Origin of the sequence: Streptococcus pseudopneumoniae (genome assembly GCF_001073085.1) — a bacterium.
In the GTDB taxonomy this organism is placed as follows: Bacteria; Bacillota; Bacilli; order Lactobacillales; family Streptococcaceae; genus Streptococcus; species Streptococcus pseudopneumoniae_M.
The window spans coordinates 157,970-177,233 of the sequence record NZ_JVFV01000042.1 but is presented as its reverse complement, the minus strand read 5'-3'; the positions used below and the strand labels follow the sequence as shown (position 1 = coordinate 177,233).

General features: G+C 38.9%; 16 protein-coding genes and 2 pseudogenes. 17 read left to right on the top strand and 1 reads right to left on the bottom strand.

Features of this window, described 5'->3' with window-relative positions:
• The first annotated feature begins 14 nt into the window (after positions 1-14).
• From ftsE to ADH90_RS09200, 3 genes are all read left to right on the top strand, one after another.
• Positions 15-707, top strand: a complete 693-nt coding sequence (gene ftsE, locus ADH90_RS09210) for a cell division ATP-binding protein FtsE (protein WP_004251332.1) — start codon at positions 15-17, stop codon at positions 705-707.
• Positions 700-1,626, top strand: a complete 927-nt coding sequence (ftsX, locus tag ADH90_RS09205; protein WP_049530989.1) for a permease-like cell division protein FtsX — start codon at positions 700-702, stop codon at positions 1,624-1,626. Before ftsE ends, ftsX begins: the two co-directional genes overlap by 8 nt.
• A gap of 389 nt (positions 1,627-2,015) precedes the next feature.
• A complete protein-coding gene (locus ADH90_RS09200) occupies positions 2,016-3,170 on the top strand; it encodes an MFS transporter (RefSeq protein WP_049530988.1) in 1,155 nt (384 codons plus the stop codon).
• 288 nt (positions 3,171-3,458) lie between these two features.
• On the opposite strand, the gene ADH90_RS09195 is transcribed toward ADH90_RS09200, so the two are convergent.
• The gene (locus ADH90_RS09195) at positions 3,459-4,079 is read right to left on the bottom strand and encodes a TVP38/TMEM64 family protein (RefSeq protein WP_049530987.1); all 621 of its coding nucleotides are present in this window, start codon (positions 4,077-4,079) and stop codon (positions 3,459-3,461) included.
• Between the two features lie 156 nt (positions 4,080-4,235).
• On the opposite strand from ADH90_RS09195, the gene ADH90_RS09190 reads away from it, so the two are divergent.
• The 14 genes and pseudogenes from ADH90_RS09190 (at position 4,236) to metF (ending at position 19,207) form a co-directional block, all read left to right on the top strand.
• Positions 4,236-7,226, top strand: a complete 2,991-nt coding sequence (locus ADH90_RS09190; RefSeq protein WP_049530986.1) for a type I restriction endonuclease subunit R — start codon at positions 4,236-4,238, stop codon at positions 7,224-7,226.
• A gap of 32 nt (positions 7,227-7,258) precedes the next feature.
• Positions 7,259-8,473 (top strand): hypothetical protein, encoded by a 1,215-nt coding sequence (locus ADH90_RS09185; RefSeq protein ID WP_049530985.1) that lies wholly within the window; start codon positions 7,259-7,261, stop codon positions 8,471-8,473.
• A 253-nt stretch (positions 8,474-8,726) separates the two neighbouring features.
• Positions 8,727-9,935: a restriction endonuclease subunit S gene (locus ADH90_RS11485; protein ID WP_049530983.1), complete on the top strand. Its 1,209-nt coding sequence runs from the start codon at positions 8,727-8,729 to the stop codon at positions 9,933-9,935.
• 20 nt (positions 9,936-9,955) lie between these two features.
• Entirely contained in the window at positions 9,956-10,657 is a 702-nt protein-coding gene (locus ADH90_RS09170) for a hypothetical protein (protein WP_239682002.1), read from the top strand.
• Between the two features lie 18 nt (positions 10,658-10,675).
• Entirely contained in the window at positions 10,676-12,106 is a 1,431-nt protein-coding gene (locus ADH90_RS09165; protein ID WP_049530982.1) for a nucleotidyltransferase, read from the top strand.
• 73 nt (positions 12,107-12,179) lie between these two features.
• Positions 12,180-12,260: pseudogene (locus tag ADH90_RS11670) on the top strand (type II toxin-antitoxin system RelE/ParE family toxin); the annotation flags it as partial.
• Positions 12,253-12,372: pseudogene (locus ADH90_RS11280) on the top strand (restriction endonuclease subunit S); the annotation flags it as partial. The pseudogenes ADH90_RS11670 and ADH90_RS11280, both read left to right, overlap by 8 nt.
• Before the next feature lie 64 nt (positions 12,373-12,436).
• Entirely contained in the window at positions 12,437-14,038 is a 1,602-nt protein-coding gene (locus ADH90_RS09160; protein WP_049530981.1) for a type I restriction-modification system subunit M, read from the top strand.
• A gap of 81 nt (positions 14,039-14,119) precedes the next feature.
• Positions 14,120-14,524, top strand: a complete 405-nt coding sequence (locus ADH90_RS09155; RefSeq protein WP_049530979.1) for a YbgA family protein — start codon at positions 14,120-14,122, stop codon at positions 14,522-14,524.
• A complete protein-coding gene (locus tag ADH90_RS09150) occupies positions 14,508-14,873 on the top strand; it encodes a TIGR02328 family protein (RefSeq protein WP_049530978.1) in 366 nt (121 codons plus the stop codon). Before ADH90_RS09155 ends, ADH90_RS09150 begins: the two co-directional genes overlap by 17 nt.
• A 156-nt stretch (positions 14,874-15,029) precedes the next feature.
• Positions 15,030-15,395 carry a type II toxin-antitoxin system RelE/ParE family toxin gene (locus ADH90_RS09145; protein ID WP_049530977.1) on the top strand — a complete coding sequence of 122 codons (366 nt, stop codon included), beginning with the start codon at positions 15,030-15,032 and terminating at the stop codon, positions 15,393-15,395.
• Positions 15,385-15,678 (top strand): helix-turn-helix domain-containing protein, encoded by a 294-nt coding sequence (locus tag ADH90_RS09140; RefSeq protein ID WP_000797747.1) that lies wholly within the window; start codon positions 15,385-15,387, stop codon positions 15,676-15,678. The genes ADH90_RS09145 and ADH90_RS09140 overlap by 11 nt, the downstream gene beginning before the upstream one ends.
• Before the next feature lie 350 nt (positions 15,679-16,028).
• On the top strand, positions 16,029-18,278 hold the full coding sequence (gene metE, locus ADH90_RS09135) for a 5-methyltetrahydropteroyltriglutamate--homocysteine S-methyltransferase (protein ID WP_049530976.1): 2,250 nt from the start codon (positions 16,029-16,031) through the stop codon (positions 18,276-18,278).
• A 62-nt stretch (positions 18,279-18,340) separates the two neighbouring features.
• A complete protein-coding gene (gene metF, locus ADH90_RS09130; protein ID WP_049530975.1) occupies positions 18,341-19,207 on the top strand; it encodes a methylenetetrahydrofolate reductase [NAD(P)H] in 867 nt (288 codons plus the stop codon).
• Positions 19,208-19,264 lie beyond the last annotated feature (57 nt).

The following is a 19,264-nucleotide window of genomic DNA, read 5'->3' as shown; positions in this document are numbered from 1 at the left end:
AGAAAGGAAGTCACATGTCGATCATTGAAATGAGAGATGTTGTCAAAAAGTATGACAACGGGACAACAGCCCTACGTGGCATCACTGTAAATATCGATGCAGGAGAATTTGCCTACATCGTAGGACCTTCAGGTGCTGGTAAATCAACTTTTATCCGTGCCTTGTATCGTGAGGTCAAAATCGACAAAGGAAGCTTGCAAGTTGCAGGTTATAACCTGGTTAAGATTAAAAAGAAAGATATTCCGTTCTTGCGTAGAAACGTTGGAGTAGTCTTTCAGGATTACAAACTTTTGCCAAAGAAAACCGTTTATGAGAACATTGCTTACGCCATGGAGGTTGTTGGTGAAAGTCGTCGCAATATCAAAAAACGTGTTATGGAAGTCTTGGACCTTGTCGGTTTGAAGCACAAGGTTCGTTCATTCCCGAATGAACTTTCAGGTGGTGAGCAACAACGTATCGCCATTGCTCGCGCTATCGTAAACAATCCTAAGGTTTTGATTGCCGATGAACCAACAGGAAACTTGGACCCAGATAACTCATGGGAAATCATGAACCTCTTGGAACGTATTAATCTTCAAGGGACAACTGTTTTGATGGCGACCCACAACAGCCAAATCGTAAATACCTTGCGCCACCGCGTTATCGCCATCGAGAATGGTCGCGTGGTACGTGATGAAGCGAAAGGAGAGTACGGATACGATGATTAGTAGATTTTTCCGCCACCTATTCGAAGCTTTAAAGAGTTTAAAGCGTAATGGGTGGATGACCATTGCTGCTGTCAGTTCAGTAATGATTACCTTGACCTTGGTTGCTATTTTTGCCTCAGTTATCTTTAATACTGCAAAATTGGCAACGGATATCGAAAACAACGTACGCGTCATGGTTTATGTCCGTAAAGACGTTGAAGACAATAGTGAAACCATCGTAAAAGAAGGCCAGACAGTCACTAACAATGACTACCACAAGGTTTATGATGCTCTCAAGGCTATGCCAGCCGTTAAAAATGTAACCTTCTCAAGTAAAGAAGAGCAGTACCAAAAGTTGACTGAAACCATGGGTGAAGAGTGGAAGGTTTTTGAAGGAGATGCCAATCCACTTCATGATGCCTACATTGTCGATACCAATTCACCAAGTGACGTGAAACCAGTCGCTGAAGAAGCTAAGAAAATCGAAGGAGTTTCTGAGGTTCAAGACGGTGGTGCCAATACGGAGCGTCTCTTCAAGTTGGCTTCCTTCATCCGTGTTTGGGGATTGGTCATCGCAGGACTCTTGATCTTCATCGCAGTCTTCTTGATTTCAAATACCATCCGTATTACTATCATTTCACGTAGCCGTGAAATCCAAATCATGCGTTTGGTTGGTGCCAAGAACGGTTACATCCGTGGCCCATTCTTGCTAGAAGGTGCCTTTATCGGATTGTTGGGAGCAGCTCTTCCATCAGTTCTGGTTTACTTTATCTATAACCGAGTATTCCAATCTGTCAACCCATCCTTGGTTGGACAAAACCTATCCTTGATTACCCCAGATACCTTTATTCCATTGATGATCGGTCTTTTGTTCCTCATCGGAATCTGTATCGGTTCACTTGGTTCAGGAATCTCCATGCGTCGATTCTTGAAAATCTAAGTAAGATAGTTTACTAAAATCTATAAAAGTAGGATACCATCAGGCTTGACCGAGTCAGATGGTCCTACTTTTTATGTTGAACTTATAAATCATACTCTTCAAAAATCTCTTCAAACCACGTCAGCTTCGTCTTGGCGTATATTTGTTACTGACTTCGTCAGTTCTATCCACAACCTCAAAACAGTGTTTTGAGCAACCTGCGACTCGCTTCCTAGTTTGCTCTTTGATTTTCATTGAGTATCAGTTGCTTGCCAATTTTTGGGAAACAGTGTATGATAGGAAAGGACCTTTTTGATAAAAGAGTGATAGGGACTAGATAAAAGATAACTTTTATCTCTACAGTAATATCTAGCTCTTTTGACTTAACATAAATAATGAATGAGGATAAAATGAAACAATTTTTGGAAAAAGTGAGTATACTTTCCCTGTCGTTAGTCTTAATCACATCGTTTTCAATATCAAGTGCCCTACCAGCCATGTTTGACTATTATCAGGGCTATTCGACCGGACAGGTCGAGCTCTTGGTCAGCCTCCCTTCCTTTGGAATTATGGCCATGCTCCTCTTAAATGGAGTTTTAGAACGGATTTTTCCAGAACGTCTCCAATTAACCTTGGGACTCTTGATTTTATCAATCAGTGGAACAGCTCCTTTCTGGTATCAGGGTTATTACTTTGTTTTTGCGACACGCTTGCTATTTGGGATTGGTGTGGGGATGCTAAACGCCAAGGCTATCTCTATCATCAGTGAACGATACCACGGCAAAACTCGTATCCAGATGCTTGGTTTTCGTGGCTCAGCTGAGGTGGTGGGAGCCTCTATCTTGACCTTGGCAGTCGGTCAACTTTTGGCCTTTGGGTGGACCGCAACCTTCCTAGCCTATGCAGCAGGTCTAGTGGTTCTTGTACTCTTCCTTCTCTTTGTCCCTTATAACAAAGAAGAAGTTCATGAGTCCAAGCAAAAGACAGAAGAAGCAGCGAAACTAACTCGCTCTATGAAACAGTTGATTTTCTTTCTAGCCATCGGGGCTGCAGTCATTGTATGTACCAATACAGCCATTACCTTCCGTATTCCTAGTCTCATGATTGAGGCAGGCTTTGGAGATGCTCAATTGTCAAGCCTGGTACTCAGTGCCATGCAGTTGATTGGGATTCTGGCGGGAATTAGCTTTTCTTTCCTCATCTCTGCCTTTAAGGAAAAACTTTTATTGGTTGCGGGTGTAACCTTTGGTATCGGGCAAATCATCATTGCTCTCTCACCTTCTCTCTGGGTAGTCGTTGCAGGTTCGGTCTTAGGAGGATTTGCCTACAGTATCGCTCTTACGACAGTCTTTCAATTGATATCTGAAAGAATCCCAGCAAAACTCCTCAACAAAGCAACTTCCTATACTGTTTTGGGATGTAGTTTTGGTGCGTCATTAACACCCTTTGTTCTTTCAGGAATTGGCTTAGTAACAACGAATGGTCGAATGACCTTTATCATTCTAGGAGCATGGATGATTGTCACATCAGTCCTTGTTTCTCTCCTATTGAAAAAAGAAGGTTAACAAAAAGAGGCTGGGCAAAAAGTTATTACAATCAGAAAAACGCATACTATCAGGTGTTGAAAAGCCTTGATACTATGCGTTTTATTTTTTTCATTTTCTGATAATACTCTTCGAAAATCAAATTCAAACCACGTCAGCTTCACCTTGGATTACATATGTGACTGACTTCGTCAGTCTTATCTACAACCTCAAAGCAGTGCTTTGAGCAACCTGCGGCTAGCTTTCTAGTTTGCTCTTTGATTTTCATTGAGTATAAAATTGAGTTTTTGCTCAACCTTTTTTTAGTGGTCAGGCGAACATTTGCCAAAAGTAATCAATGATGTAGGTCAATCCATAAGTGTAAACAACCAGGGTAAAGGGCTTGGTCAAGATGATGATGGTCATGTAGCGCTTGAAGCTCATCTTGGTCAGAGCAGCCAGCATACAGAGAAAATCCGCTGGGCTAACTGGCCAAATCATCATAAAAATAAAGAAACGGTCAAAACGATTGCCCTTATCCAACCAGCCAATGTACTTATCATAGGTGCGTTTACTGACGACAGACTGAACAAAGGGGGATCCGTAGAGACGCACTAAGTAAAAGATAATGGCGCAACCAATAACAATACCAATATAGTTGTAAATCGTCCCCACGATATGCCCGTAGATAAAGACACCGGCAACGGATGTCAGAGCACCAGGAATGATAGGAACAACCGTCTGCAAAATCTGTAAAAAGATAAAGAGTGGTGGCCCCCAGATACCGGCCTGTCGGATAAAGGCAGATAGGGTTTCCTTAGAATGTAAGACTCCAGCCTGATAGGCCCAGATACAGAAAATCAAAGTACCAACTCCACCTATGATGGAAGAAATATTGATTGCTTGCTGTAGAAGGGGAGAAACAGCTTTCATTTGTTTATCGTGTGACATGTAAACTCCTCTTGAGTAGTATGAATCTACTATACCATATTTTGAGGAGAAAGACTATTTGTATTATTAAAGTGAAGATAGTGAAATCAGAAGTTTTTCTGATAGGACTATGATATAATAATAACTAGAATGTCAACCTCTGAAGGAGAAATATAGATGCAGATAAAACCAGAACTGGAAATAGAAAAACAACTGATAAACCAGCTGGTAACTGGTGAAAGCCAATGGACTTATAGAGAAGACTTAAAAACAGAAGAACAACTATGGGATAATTTCTTTGAGAAACTAGCCCAAAATAATGTTGCTCTGCTAGCAGACTATCCCTTGACTGAGCAGGAAAAGCGTCAGATTCAGAACCAACTCAACTTTGTCAGCTACTATGATGCTGCCAAGTGGTTGGTCGGAGAAAATGGCATTGCCAAAGTCGAGGTTCAAAGAGAAGATGCAAGCCTAGGCACCATCCGTTTGTCAGTCATTTGGCGAGACAATATCGCAGCAGGAAAGTCTAGCTACGAAGTTGTCAATCAAGTTCAGAGAGAAAAAGTAAATCCTCTGGACCAAGACCGTAGATTGGATGTTACTCTCCTCATCAACGGTTTACCCATGATTCAAATCGAGCTTAAGAGTTCCCAAGCAGCATTTATCGATGCCTTTCATCAGATTAAAAAATATGACCGTGAAGGGAAATTCCGTGGTATCTACTCTAGCTTGCAGATGTTTGTTGTGACTAACAAAGTCGATACTCGCTATATCGCTGCAGCTCGTGAAAATAAACTCAACAAGCAATTTCTAACTAAGTGGGTGGATAAGGACAATCATCCTGTGACAAACCTGACTAGCTTTGCCCACGAAGTCCTTTCTATACCTCGTGCGCACCAGATGGTCATGCAGTATTCGGTCATTGATGATAGCAAGAAATCTCTCATTCTCTTGCGCCCCTACCAGATCCATGCTATCGAAGCAGTGCAGGAAGCCTCTCGCCAGCAAGCATCAGGCTATGTTTGGCATACGACAGGTTCAGGAAAGACCTTGACTTCTTATAAGGTGGCTCGGAATCTCCTCCAGATTCCATCCATCCAAAAGACGATTTTTGTCGTTGACCGCAGGGACTTGGACCAGCAGACTACTTCATCTTTTCTCTCTTATGCGACCAATGATGTCATTGATATCGATGGGACGGATAATACCCATGATTTGGTCAAGCGCTTAGGAAGCAATGATAAGCGTGTCGTGGTGACAACCATCCAGAAAATCACTACCATGATGCGCAAGTTTGAACAAGGTCTTTACCAAAGAGATGCGGACAAAATCAAGGGGCTCCGAGTGGCCTTTGTCGTGGATGAATGCCACCGTGCCGTGACACCACAAACACAAAAAGACATTAAAGCCTTTTTCCCACAGTCCCTTTGGTATGGATTTACAGGGACACCTATCTTTAAGGAAAATAAACGCCAACAGGTGGGAGACCTTGCCCAAACCACCCAGCAGCAGTATGGTGACCGCCTACATGAGTATACAGTCAAGGAAGCTATCCATGATGGCGCAGTTCTAGGGTTTAAAGTCGATTACCGTAATACTCTCATCACAGATGAGTCTGAAGATCAAGTCCCAGATAGTGTCTATGAAGATGAGGAGCATATGCTGGAAGTCTTGGATGCCATTATCAATAAATCGCGACAACAGCTAGGTTTCCAAAAGGGAGTAGGTAAGACCTACAATGCCATCTTAACCGTCAAATCCATCCCTCAAGCCCAAGCCTACTATGACCTTCTCAAAAGAGTCAAGGCTGGTCAGACACGAGTCAAGGTATCTGAGAGAGTCAAGATGGTCCTCCCGGACTTTCCAAAGGCGACCATCACTTACTCCGTTACGGAGAATGAAGAAGACTCAAGAGCCAACCAAGAGCACATGAAGCAGGTCTTAGAGGACTATAACCAAGAGTTTGATACTCACTTTACCATGGCGGATCTTCGTGGCTTCAATACAGATGTCAATAACCGCCTAGCTAGAAAACAGGATAAGTATCTCTATCGCAATGAACAGTTGGACTTGGTCATCGTGGTCAATCGTCTCCTAACGGGATTTGATGCCCCTTGTCTATCGACTCTCTTTATCGATCGTAAACCAATGCAACCGCAGGACTTGATACAGGCCTTTAGTCGTACCAACCGTATCTTTGATTCTAGTAAGACCTATGGTCATATCATCACTTTCCAAAAGCCTATAGCCTTTAAGGAAGCAGTCGATAATGCCCTCAAGCTCTACTCAAATGGTGGAGAAAATGAGGTTCTAGCACCTAGCTGGGAAGAAGAAAAGAGAAACTTTTTGAGAAGTTGCAGTGATTTCCAAAATCTCATCACAGATGACCCTGTAGAAGGACTCCAAATCGAGCAAATCTCTACACCTGAATTAAGAAAACTAGCTAAAGCCTATCAAGCCTTTGATAAATACTTGGCTTCTATCCGAGTTTATAAAGAGTATGACGAGGAAGAAATCTATGCAGAGACTGGACTAAGCTCAGAATACTTGGAAACCTATCTAGGCTTCTATCAAAATATCCTTGCTGAACTTAAAAGTCGTTCAGAAGATGGTGATGAGGATGGGGAGCCACTGGATATCCACTACGAACTAGAGTCTATCCAAGTCGATGAGATCAACTATGCCTATATCCTGACCTTGATCCAAAGCCTGCTCGAGCAAGAGCAGAGTCCAGAAAAGAGTCTCAGTCCACAGGACAGAGAAGCAGTGGATACCTATATCCAAAGCCTGGAGAAGACCAATCCAAATCTGGCACAGATCATCTCAGAGCTTTGGCAAGAAGTACAGGCAAATCCTGACCGTTACAGAGGTCAATCCATCGCCAATATCCTTGACCAGATGATTGAAGTAGTCATCCAGCAGCATATCCAAGACTTTAGTAAGACCTGGTATGTGGGCGAAGATGAACTCCGCTACTATGTCAATCACTACCGCAAGGGAGCCAAAAAACAACTAGGAGAAAGTCAACTGACCAAGAGTCAGCGCTACAAGGACTATAAAGTTGAGGTGACAGATGCCCTCAACCCACTCCTCTATAAAAAACAAATCAAAGAAGCCTATACCCAACTAATCGAAGAAGTGATTGAACCGTTGAGGGTTGGGAGATAGTAAAATATAATCTAAATTTTAAGGAGAATAAAATGACTGCTGAAATAGCTATTTTAAATAAGAATGGAGTTGTATTAGCTGCAGATAGTGCTGTAACTATTTCTAGTAATTCTGGAAGAGACAAAGCATATAATGCAGCAAATAAATTATTTTCACTTGGAGTAAATAAAAATATATCTTTTATGATATATGGGAACTCAGAGTATATGGGAATTCCTTGGGAAATTATTTTTAAAGAGTTTAGAAATGAAACAAAAACGTATAATTTCGAAAACGTAGAAACTTGTGCAAAAAAATTTTTTAAATTTTTAAATAAAAAGCAATTTAATGATGATGAAATTGCGAAAGCTATAATTGTAGAAACCTTCTATAAAGTTTTGGATTATATTACAAATTCGGCATCTGGCCTAATTAATGAGGAGCAAGCAAAAAGAGATAATCATGAGATTGAAAATGGGAAGATAATAGAAATATTAAAAAAGATAATTTTATATATCAGGGAAAATAATATCAATAGAGAATTGATAACTTTCAAAATGAAGGAAAAAGTTTTTTTATCAGAATTTGTAGATTTCATTGAAAAGGATTTAAAAAGTTACTTTACAATTGATATAAATAATATTTTCAATGAATTGGTAACACTTTTATATGAGTTAGTCATTTATGAAAATTCGTTCGATAGTCCTTCTGGAATAGTATTTGCTGGCTATGGAAAAAATGATCTATTTCCATCACTGTATTCCTATGAGGTTAATTATTCTTTTAAGAATCAATTGAAATATATATCAAAAGAGAGTACTAATATTACTGTAAAAGGATGTAGCGCTTCAATAATTCCTTTTGCTCAGTCAGACATGATTTTAACAATATTAAAAGGGATGGATCCTTCACTTCATACTGAAATAGTTGATAAAATTTCAGACTCTGAATTGACTGATGAGCAAAAGCGTGATATTATAAAAAGTGTAGCTGGTTTTCAGAGAGAAAATTTCATAGATCCAATTTTAAATATTGTTAGTATGTTATCAGTTGCAGAGTTAGCTAATATGGCAGAAACATTAGTAAATTTAACATCTTTTAAACGTCATATAACAGATTCGTTAGAAACAGTAGGGGGGCCAGTTGATGTTTTAGTTATAACTCGAGGAGATGGACCTATATGGATAAACCGAAAAGAATATTTTGATTTGCAAAAAAATTTAGATTATCAATTAAGAAAGAGAGGGACACGTGATGGTAGTAATTAGCTCTTCTTATATGAAAGTAAACGATTTATCTGAAATAAATTCAAGAATATCAATGGTTAATAGAAAGTCTAATAGTACAATTGAGGATACATATTTCGAGTCTAAATCATTTAGGAACGAATTAAACATATTGGATTTTAAAAAATATATGACCAAAAATGAGAATAAAAAATAATGTACTTTTTGCTCATAATAATAAAAGATAAGCACCAATATTAATTTGTGGTGCTTTTAGTTTACTAGAGGGAGTTTAGTGAAATTGAAAAAAGGTAGGTACAGATATAATGGATTCTGTAAAAATTGGAAATTAGTTAAACTAGGTAATATTGTAGAAATTAATCCTAAATCACTTTTACCTAGGAAATTTAAGTATGTAGATTTAGAATCAGTTGTTGGGACAAAGCTAATTTACTATAGAGAGGAAATTAGAGAAAGTGCTCCATCACGTGCTCAACGTGTTGCAAAAAAAGGAGATGTTTTTTATCAAATGGTTCGTCCATATCAGAAGAATAACTTTTTATTCGATATAAACGAAAGTGATTTTGTTTTTTCTACTGGATATGCTCAATTACGACCACAATGTGATAGTGCTTTTCTTCTTGCTAGATTACAAGAGGAGGGGTTTATAAATAAGGTTTTAGAAAGAAGTACAGGAACTAGTTATCCATCAATCAATTCAAAGGATTTATCAAGAATTTCTCTCACAATTCCACAGGATATAGAAGAACAATCCGCTATCGGCTCCCTCTTCCGCACTCTCGACGACCTTCTAACGAGCTATAAAGACAATCTCACCAACTACCAATCTTTCAAGGCAACCATGCTTTCCAAGATGTTCCCAAAAGCCGTGCAGACCGTTCCTGAGATTCGTTTGGATGGATTTGAAGGTGAGTGGGAGATAAATAGACTTAATAAATATTTGACTGTTTCAAAGAAGAAAAATAATCAACAGAAATTTGGTAAAGAAGATGTTTTGTCTGTATCTGGGGAGGTTGGAATTGTAAATCAAATACAATTTCAAGGACGATCTTTTGCAGGTGTATCTGTAGAAATGTATTCAATTGTTGAAACAGGAAATATTGTATATACAAAAAGTCCTTTAAAAGCTAATCCGTACGGAATCATAAAAACTAATTATGGAATTCCAGGGATAGTTTCGACTTTGTATGCTGTTTATTTACCTAATGAAAATGTATTTCCAGGATTTGTTGAGAGATATTTTGAAAATGATTTGAGATTAAATTCATATTTAAAACCGTTAGTTAATAAAGGTGCTAAGAATGATATGAAAGTTTCTGACGAAAATGCCTTATTAGGAAATGTTATTTTCCCTAAATTAGAGGAACAAATAGCTATTTCAGATTATTTTACAAATCTTGATAAATTTATTCAATCACACAAGGATAAAATTTCTCAGCTAGAAACACTAAAAAAGAAACTCTTGCAAGATATGTTTTTATAGATTTAATGGAGGATTTTCTGTTGTTTGATATTTTTATAGGATTATTAACAAATGTTATATGGGTAATAATTGGATTTGCATTTGCAAACAGAAAAAGAATTAAAATGTATTTAGATGTGCTTCGTTTCTGGAACAAAGATATCAGATTTAGTATTGCTTATTTATATAGAATAAAAATTGCTAATAAGTATCTTTTGATAAAAGGGGAGCATATAGATCAATATCAACCTGTTGGAGGTGTTTATAAAGTTTATGATTCATTCAAAGAGTTAGAGACTAGATTTGAAATTAGATTTGAGAATGAAGTGGGATTTTATGAGGATGGGGATTTACGCTTTTTTTCTAAAGGTAAGTATGTATTAAAGATTTTAGATTGGTTTAATTCTAGAAAAAATCGTGAAGTATCAGTGTATAGAGAATTTTTAGAAGAAATAATAACAGATAATATTCTTCCTAAAGAAGCCTTAAGGAATATAAGAATTGAGTATGTTAAACAAATAGAACCTAGAATTAGATTTTCAACAAATTATCAAAAAGAAGAAATTCTAATATTCGATATTTACGAAATATATTTACCAAAAGAATATGAGAATCTAATATCCGATTATCAAAGTAAGCATAATACGATCAAGTTAATAGATTGTCGAGATATTGAAAAAGAGTGCGTACAGATTAATGGTTTTTCTAAAAAAATCGGTGCACATTCAAAATATATTTTATAAGATATTTGAGGTATTAAATTGAAGAAACTAAGACCTGTTCCTGAACTTGAAGAATTGATCGAAAGTATTGATATTTCTGATGCAAATTACGAAAAAGCAACAAATAGATATTATTCCATAGTAGATTATATTTCCGATTCAGAATTATCTAATTATAGACCAGATATTTTTTTACAAGGATCTATAAAACTTGGTACTGCTATAAAGCCACTTACTAATGATGGAAACTATGACGTTGATATAGTGTGTAATTTTACTGGAAAACATATGCTTGAACAGGCTCAAGAGGATTTAAAAAATTTGTTAGGGAAATATATAAAGAGTTACATGCAAAAACATAGTATGAAGAAGGAACCTTATAATGGTAATAGGTGCTGGACGATTGAATACAGCGATGATGTGAATTTTCATGTTGATATTTTACCTAGCGTTCCGTATGGCGATTCTCAAACTGATGATATAGCCATCACTGATAAGAGGCATCATGATTTTAATAATTTATCTAATAGTTGGGAAATAAGTAACCCAAAAGGTTATTATAAATGGTTCCGGGCTCAGTCTAATTTTGAGCATTATAAAGAAGAGTATAAAAGATTAAATCAAATTTTCGAGGAATTTCCTGAATATACAATTAAAACACCTTTACAAAGGATTGTTCAATTATTAAAAAGGCATGCAGAAGTATGTTTTGAGAATGAATTGGAGTACAAACCTTCCTCAATTATTATTACTACGCTAGCTGCTAAATCTTATCAAAAGGTTGTTTCTAAAAGTGAAACATTTGAAGAATTATTAGAAAATGTAATTTTACATTTGATTGAGGGAATAGATAATGACAGCACCAATCGTAAATGTGTACTTAATCCTGTAAATGAAAAAGAAAATTTATCTACAAAATGGAGTGAAGATGAACGTTATTTCAAAAAGTTTCTATATTGGTTAGAACAACTTTACTCAGATTTTAGTACAAATATTGAATTTTCAGATTCGATGAAGATGTTTTATATTAGACGAAGTATAGATAATAAAAATTTTAATATTGGAATAGATTTGAAAGAACTATCGTATTATGAAAAAAGTAAATGGTCAGAATCATTAATTTTACCAATAAGTATCAGTGCTTCTTTTAGGCAAGATAATATTAGGAAACGTATTAAAAGTGGAGATGTAATATCGAAAAATGGAGATATTGATTTTGAATTAAAAGGTAATTTTCCGCCAACATACGATATCTATTGGAAGGTTACTAATACCGGAATGGAAGCGACAAATGCTAATTGCCTTAGAGGAAATTATTTTAAAGGAAAAAGAATTTTAAAAGAGAAGACCTCGTATTTCGGTAGACATTACGTAGAAGCTTATATTGTTAGTAATAATATTTGTTACGGTAAAACTATCCCTTTTGAGGTAAATATTACCAACACTTTTTTAAGTGGTTTAATTAACTAATTACTTATATAATATAGAAGGTATGAAAAAAATGTATTATCTATAAATAGAATTATTTGAATAGACATCATAAAAGACACCTAGAAGAGAGATCGAGAAAGCCAAGCGGGAGTTTCAAGATTTGAAGGAAAGAGGGCTAAGAGATGAAGAATAGTGCCATTGGCTCTTATTTCTCAAACCTCGATAACCTCATCACAGCTTATCAAGAAAAAATTTCTCAGCTAGAAACACTCAAAAAGAAACTCTTGCAGGATATGTTTATCTAAAGGGTTAGTTATTTCTAAACAACCACTTTTTGAAGAATATTTGTAAAACTTAGAAAGAAACACTATGGAAACAACACAAACGTCCCAGTCGCTCTACCAAGCCCTGTGGAACTCAGCGGATGTTCTCCGCTCTAAGATGGATGCCAACGACTACAAGTCCTATCTTTTGGGCATGGTCTTTTATAAGTATCTGTCAGACAAGATGCTCTTTTTCGTGGCTGAGACCATGGAAGAGGGGACAGATAGTCTGGAGGGTGCCCTTGAGGTCTATCGCAATTACTACGAGGATGCAGATACTCATGAGGATTTGGTCTCTGTCATGAATGATGAGCTCAACTATATCATCAAACCAGACTTGACCTTTACGGCTCTGGTAGCACGTGTCAATGAGGGGACTTTCCAGCTGGAAGATCTGGCTCAGGGTTTTCGTGATATCGAGCAGAGTGACGACCTCTATGAAAATCTCTTTGAAGATATCGACCTCTACTCTAAAAAGCTAGGGGCAACTCCGCAAAAGCAAAACCAAACGGTAGCAGCGGTCATGAAAGAGTTGGCTGTGCTAGATGTGGCTGGTCATGCTGGCGATATGCTGGGGGATGCTTATGAGTATCTGATTGGTCAGTTTGCGACTGACTCGGGTAAGAAGGCTGGTGAGTTCTATACGCCTCAGCCTGTTGCCAAGCTCATGACTCAGATTGCCTTTTTGGGTCGTGAGGATCAGCTAGGCTTTACCATCTATGATGCGACCATGGGATCTGGCTCTCTCTTGCTCAATGCCAAGAAATACTCTCATAAACCGCAGACAGTGGTCTACTTTGATCAGGAGCTCAATACCTCTACTTATAACTTGGCTCGGATGAACATGATCCTACACGGTGTTCCAGTTGAAAATCAATTTCTCCACAATGCCGATACACTGGATGAAGACTGGCCGACTCAAGAACCGACCAACTTTGATGGAGTTCTCATGAACCCTCCCTACTCAGCCAAGTGGTCAGCAAGTTCTGGCTTTATGGCCGACCCTCGTTTCTCTCCTTTTGGGAAACTGGCGCCCCAGTCCAAGGCTGACTTTGCCTTCCTCCTACATGGATATTACCACCTCAAGCAGGATAATGGGGTCATGGCTATCGTTCTTCCCCATGGTGTTCTTTTCCGTGGGAATGCGGAAGGGACTATTCGCAAGGCCTTGTTAGAAGAAGGAGCTATTGATACGGTTATCGGTCTACCTGCCAATATCTTCTTTAATACCAGCATTCCGACTACGGTTATCATTCTCAAAAAGAATCGTACCAATCGTGATGTTTACTTTATCGATGCTTCTAAGGAGTTTGATAAGGGTAAAAACCAGAATATCATGACGGATGCTCATATCGAGAAGATTCTGGAAGCCTACAAGTCTCGTGAGGAGATTGATAAGTTTGCTCATCTTGCAAGCTATGAAGAAATCGTCGAAAATGACTACAACCTCAATATCCCTCGCTATGTGGATACCTTTGAGGAAGAAGAAGTCGAGCCACTGACAGATATCGTCAGCAAGATCAATACGACAAATGAAGCAATCCAAAACCAAACAGCTTCTCTACTTGAAATGCTTGGTCAACTACACGGAACCACACCGGAAGCCGATACAGAGTTCAAAGAGTTTTTGAAAAACTTTAAAGGGTGATGGGCTTAATTAATTCGCTCATTGTATAAAAATAACTTTGTTTCCGTATTTCCTGGGAACTAGTAGAAAGTAAGGAGAAATATGGAAAATAACAATCAACGTGCCCTTTGTCAGCAACTCTGGGCGGAAAATAAATACCTTGTTTTGAGCCATTCCAGCAATATTTACAAGGACATTCGACAGTATCTTAAGCAAGAAGTGGTGGAGGTGAGTCAGGTTCAAGAGATGATTGACTGTGCCTGCCAGATTCCAGAACACAGGGGTCAGGTTTGCAATGCCTTCCAGCATATTTGGGGCTATTTTAAAAAGAACGCCAGTCCTGATGAGCGCAAGGGCTATATGCTCTTGCTGGATCGCTACCGCTTTGGTCAAGCTTCCAAGCAAGACTTGATTGTTCAGACGAGAGAGTTGCTCGAACGTTACCCAAATGCTTATCTGAAACATTCTACCTTGCTGAAAGGAGACTTCCATGAGACTTTGGCATGAGGCTTTGATTTCACAACTTCCCCGTCCTCAGCTCTTGGGACAACATCGAGAGTGCTGTGCCCTTCGTGGCAATGGCTGGGGCAGAAAGCATGAGACGGTGGACTATGTCTTTACCCACTCGCCTTATCGTCTCTATGCCTATCATGACTTGATCATGGAGGAGATGGCGCGTCGTGGTTACAAGGTCAGTCCAGAGTGGCTGGACAAGAACTACCGTGGTAAGACCTGCCCTCCTTATCAAGACTTAGCAGAGGAGAAGCTGAAAAGTACTATCTATAGCGAACATGACGATACCTACTATGAGGAATGTCTGGCTAATCTCCGTGAAAAGGGGATAGAGCTGGAGTAAGAGTCAGGATTAACTCTAATTTAGAACTCTTTTCGTAATTTTTTCGAATAATAAAGATGAGACCTTTAGAGTTTTTCTAAGGTCTTCTTTTTATAAGTATTTGGATTTACTTTTAATAACTTTTAAGTTATAATTAAATTAAAAAGAGGTTGCTTGGTGCATACGATTTACTTTTATAAGGACAAAAATGGAAACGAGCCAGTCTTGGATTATATGAGAGAATTGGCTAGTCGTAAAAGTAAAGATAGTCGCATTAAACTCAATAAACTAAACGACTATATTGAGTTGTTGAGTCAGCATGGGACTAGAGCTGGTGAACCCTATATCAAACATTTAGAAGATGAGATTTGGGAACTAAGACCTCTTAGGGATAGGATTTTATTTGTAGCTTGGCTTGATGGGAGTTTTGTTCTTTTACATCATTTTGTCAAAAAGACTCAGAAAACTCCTAGGAGAGAAATTGAAAAAGCCAAGCGTGAACTGAAGGACTTAAAAGAAAGAGGAGTAAGTGATGAAAAATAGTGCTATTGGGAGTAATTGGAAGGATGTTCGGTCTCAACTTTTCACCAAGGAGGAAATCCTTGAAAGTGATATGCGAGTAGCTATCATGAGTGAGTTAATTGAAGCTAGACATGAGCAAGGTATCAGTCAGAAAAAGCTAGAAGAACTCAGTGGAGTGAGCCAGCCTGTTATTGCTAGGATGGAAACAGGGAAGACTAGTCCTCAGTTGGATACCGTCTTAAAAGTTCTTGCCAGTTTAGGAAAGACACTAGCAGTCGTTCCACTTGAACAGGAAAAAGGTTGATAGGGATGAAATTACTTGGTTGGCTAAAATCATCCACTGGATAATTTTACCTCCCGTCTGCACTTTTCAGGTAAATATCAGAATTACAAAAGAAAGCCAACCTATAGTCTTTTCTAATAGCAAGCCATAGTCAGTTCTCGGTTCACTAATATTTTGTTCTAAACGTAGATATTTAAAAACTCTATTAATCATTGTCTATCAAAGGATTTGGAGAATCTTCTCCAAATCTTTTTTTGTCTTTTAAATCGAGATATAGTTTCAAACTATATCAAAGCCTAATTTTTTACAATTATACAGACAGTTTCTTTTTTGTTAAGATAGTTTCAACAACAATTTTTGGAGGACAAAACATGTCAACTACAATTATCGGTTTCCCTCGTTTGGGTGAATTCCGCGAATTAAAATTTACAACTGAAAAATACTTTAGAAAAGAAATCTCAGAAGAAGAACTCTTGGCTGCGGCTAAAGAATTGCGTGCGAAACACTGGAACATCGTCAAAGAAAAAGGCATCACTGAAATCCCATCAAATGACTTTTCTCACTATGACAACTTCCTTGATGCTGCTTTCCTTTTCAACGTAGTTCCTGCATCTGTTCAAAACTTAGAATTGTCTGATCTTGAACGTTACTTTGCTTTGGGACGTGGTTACCAAGGAGAAAAAGGGGATGTTCGTGCCCTTCCGATGAAAAAATGGTTCAACACTAACTACCACTACATCGTTCCTAAATTTGAAAAAGACACTCAAGTCAAATTGGCTGGTCATAAGATCTTTGATGAGTTCCAAGAAGCTAAAGAACTTGGTCTTAACACTCGTCCTGTCCTTGTAGGTCCATTCACTTTCCTTCAATTATCAGACTATGAAGAAGGTGTGAAAGCAGAAGACTTCGTAGATAGCTTAGTAGCTGCTTACCAAGATGTTTTTGCTAAATTGGCTGAACTTGGTGCGACTCGTATCCAATTGGACGAAGCAGCTCTTGTAAAAGACTTGACAGAAGAAGAAAAAGCTCTCTTCTTGAACCTCTACAACAAGCTTTTGGCTGACAAAAAAGGCCTTGAAGTATTGCTTCAAACATACTTTGGTGACGTTCGTGACGTCTATGCTGACCTTGTCAAATTGCCAGTAGATGCTATCGGTCTTGACTTCGTTGAAGGTAAGAAAACTCTTGAACTCGTTAAAGGTGGCTTCCCAGCTGACAAGACTCTCTATGCAGGTATTGTCAATGGTAAGAACATCTGGCGCAACAACTACGAAAAGAGCTTGGCTGTTCTTGAGCAAATCCCGGCTGAAAATATCGTTTTGACTAGCTCATGTTCACTTCTTCATGTGCCATTTACAACTGCTAACGAAGAATTTGAACCAGCTATCTTGAACCACTTTGCGTTCGCAGTTGAAAAATTGGATGAGATCCGTGACTTGGATGCTATCCGCAACGGTCAAGGTGCAGAAGCACTTGCTGCTAACAAAGAACTCTTTGCGACTGAACGTGTTGGTGAAAATGCGGAACTTCGTGCTCGTATCGCTGGATTGACTGACGCAGACTACACTCGTTTGCCAGCCTTTGCAGAACGTGAAGCTATCCAAGAAGAAGCATTCAAACTTCCAGCTCTTCCAACAACAACCATCGGTTCATTCCCTCAAACAAAAGAAGTTCGTGCTAAACGTTTGGCCTTCCGTAAGGGTGAATTGTCACAAGAAGAGTACGATGCCTTCCTTGCTGAAACCATCGACGAATGGATCAAGTGGCAAGAAGAAGTAGGATTTGACGTGCTTGTACACGGTGAATTCGAGCGTAATGACATGGTTGAGTACTTCGGTCAAAACTTGTCAGGTTACCTCTTCTCTAAAAACGGTTGGGTACAATCATACGGTATGCGTGGTGTTAAACCACCAATCATCTGGGGTGATGTCACTCGTCTCAACCCAATCACTGTTAAATGGTCTAGCTATGCACAAAGTCGTACTGACAAACCTGTTAAAGGTATGTTGACTGGGCCTGTTACCATCCTTAACTGGTCATTCCCACGTGAAGACATCTCTATCAAGGATTCTACTCTTCAAATCGCTCTTGCTATCAAGGATGAAGTTCTTGACCTTGAAGCTGCAGGCGTGAAAATCATCCAAATCGACGAGGCTGCTCTTCGTGAGAAATTGCCACTCCGTCGTAGCGACTGGTACGAAGACTACCTTGACTGGGCTATTCCAGCCTTCCGCTTGGTACACTCAACAGTAGCACCAGACACACAAATCCACACTCACATGTGTTACTCAGAATTTACAGATATCATCCCAGCTATCGACAACTTGGATGCCGACGTTATCTCATTTGAAGCAAGCCGTTCAAACCTTGAAATCTTGGACGAACTCAAAGCGAAAAATTTCCAAACAGAAGTTGGACCTGGGGTTTACGATATCCACTCTCCTCGTGTGCCTAACGAAGGCGAAATCGACCACACTATCGAAGCCATCCTTGCTAAAGTACCAAGCAAGAAAGTATGGATCAACCCTGACTGTGGTTTGAAAACACGTGGTATTCCAGAAACTAAAGAAAGCTTGATCCGCCTTGTAGAAGCTGCTAAAGCTGCGCGTGAGAAATTGTAAGAAAAGACATTTCTCCATACATGGTTGATCAGTAAGAAATCAACTAGAAAAGGTTCATACATATGTCACGTCAAACACCGTCCCTCTCATTTGAAGTTTTCCCTCCAAACCCAGCAGTAGGCAATGACAAAATTATTGCAGCCCTGAAAGATATGCAGGACTTGGCCCCACACTTCATCAGTGTGACTGCTAGCAATAATAAATTTAATATCAAAGAGACGACGGTTCGTTTGGCTGACTATATCCAAAATGATTTGGAGATTCCAACCATTGCTCACTTGCCAGCCATTTACTTGACCAAGGACAAGGTGGCTGAGACAATTGTAGATTTAGATAAGGTGGGAGTACAGAAAATCTTGGCTCTTCGTGGAGATATCATTCCAGGTGTTGAGCCACAGAAGGATTTCCGTTATGCGACAGACCTGATTGAATTTATCAAGGAGCAGGCGCCACACTTTGATATCATTGGTGCTTGTTATCCTGAGGGACATCCTGATTCGCCAAACCAAATCTCAGATATTCAAAATCTCAAGAAAAAAGTGGATGCAGGCTGCTCAAGTCTTGTAACTCAGCTTTTCTTTGACAATGAGCGTTTCTACGATTTCCAAGACAAGTGTACCTTGGCTGGGATTGATGTGCCCATTCATGCAGGGATCATGCCAATCCTCAACCGTAACCAAGCGCTTCGTCTCTTGAAGACTTGTGAGAATATTCATCTTCCACGTAAGTTTAAGGCTATCTTGGACAAGTATGAGAATGACCCTGAGTCACTCAGAGCAGCAGGACTTGCCTATGCCGTAGACCAAATCGTGGACTTGGTAACGCAAGACGTAGCAGGTGTGCATCTTTACACTATGAACAATGCAGAAACTGCCCAATATATCCACCAAGCAACCCATGCCTTGTTCAATCATCAGTCTTTAGGATAATAAAAAGCAAACCATTCTTCTTTTCATGGAGGAATGGTTCCTTTTTAATAGAAAAGC

Bases quoted from the DNA above. Each gene is read 5' to 3' on its own strand.
- ADH90_RS09155 (WP_049530979.1), top strand. From the start codon at position 14,120: ATGGAAAATAACAATCAACGTGCCCTTTGTCAGCAACTCTGGGCGGAA.
- ADH90_RS09185 (WP_049530985.1), top strand. From the start codon at position 7,259: ATGACTGCTGAAATAGCTATTTTAAATAAGAATGGAGTTGTATTAGCT.
- ADH90_RS09195 (WP_049530987.1), bottom strand. From the start codon at position 4,079: ATGTCACACGATAAACAAATGAAAGCTGTTTCTCCCCTTCTACAGCAA.
- ADH90_RS09140 (WP_000797747.1), top strand. From the start codon at position 15,385: ATGAAAAATAGTGCTATTGGGAGTAATTGGAAGGATGTTCGGTCTCAA.
- ADH90_RS09190 (WP_049530986.1), top strand. From the start codon at position 4,236: ATGCAGATAAAACCAGAACTGGAAATAGAAAAACAACTGATAAACCAG.
- ADH90_RS09200 (WP_049530988.1), top strand. From the start codon at position 2,016: ATGAAACAATTTTTGGAAAAAGTGAGTATACTTTCCCTGTCGTTAGTC.
- metE (WP_049530976.1), top strand. From the start codon at position 16,029: ATGTCAACTACAATTATCGGTTTCCCTCGTTTGGGTGAATTCCGCGAA.
- metF (WP_049530975.1), top strand. From the start codon at position 18,341: ATGTCACGTCAAACACCGTCCCTCTCATTTGAAGTTTTCCCTCCAAAC.
- ADH90_RS09160 (WP_049530981.1), top strand. From the start codon at position 12,437: ATGGAAACAACACAAACGTCCCAGTCGCTCTACCAAGCCCTGTGGAAC.
- ftsE (WP_004251332.1), top strand. From the start codon at position 15: ATGTCGATCATTGAAATGAGAGATGTTGTCAAAAAGTATGACAACGGG.
- ftsX (WP_049530989.1), top strand. From the start codon at position 700: ATGATTAGTAGATTTTTCCGCCACCTATTCGAAGCTTTAAAGAGTTTA.
- ADH90_RS09150 (WP_049530978.1), top strand. From the start codon at position 14,508: ATGAGACTTTGGCATGAGGCTTTGATTTCACAACTTCCCCGTCCTCAG.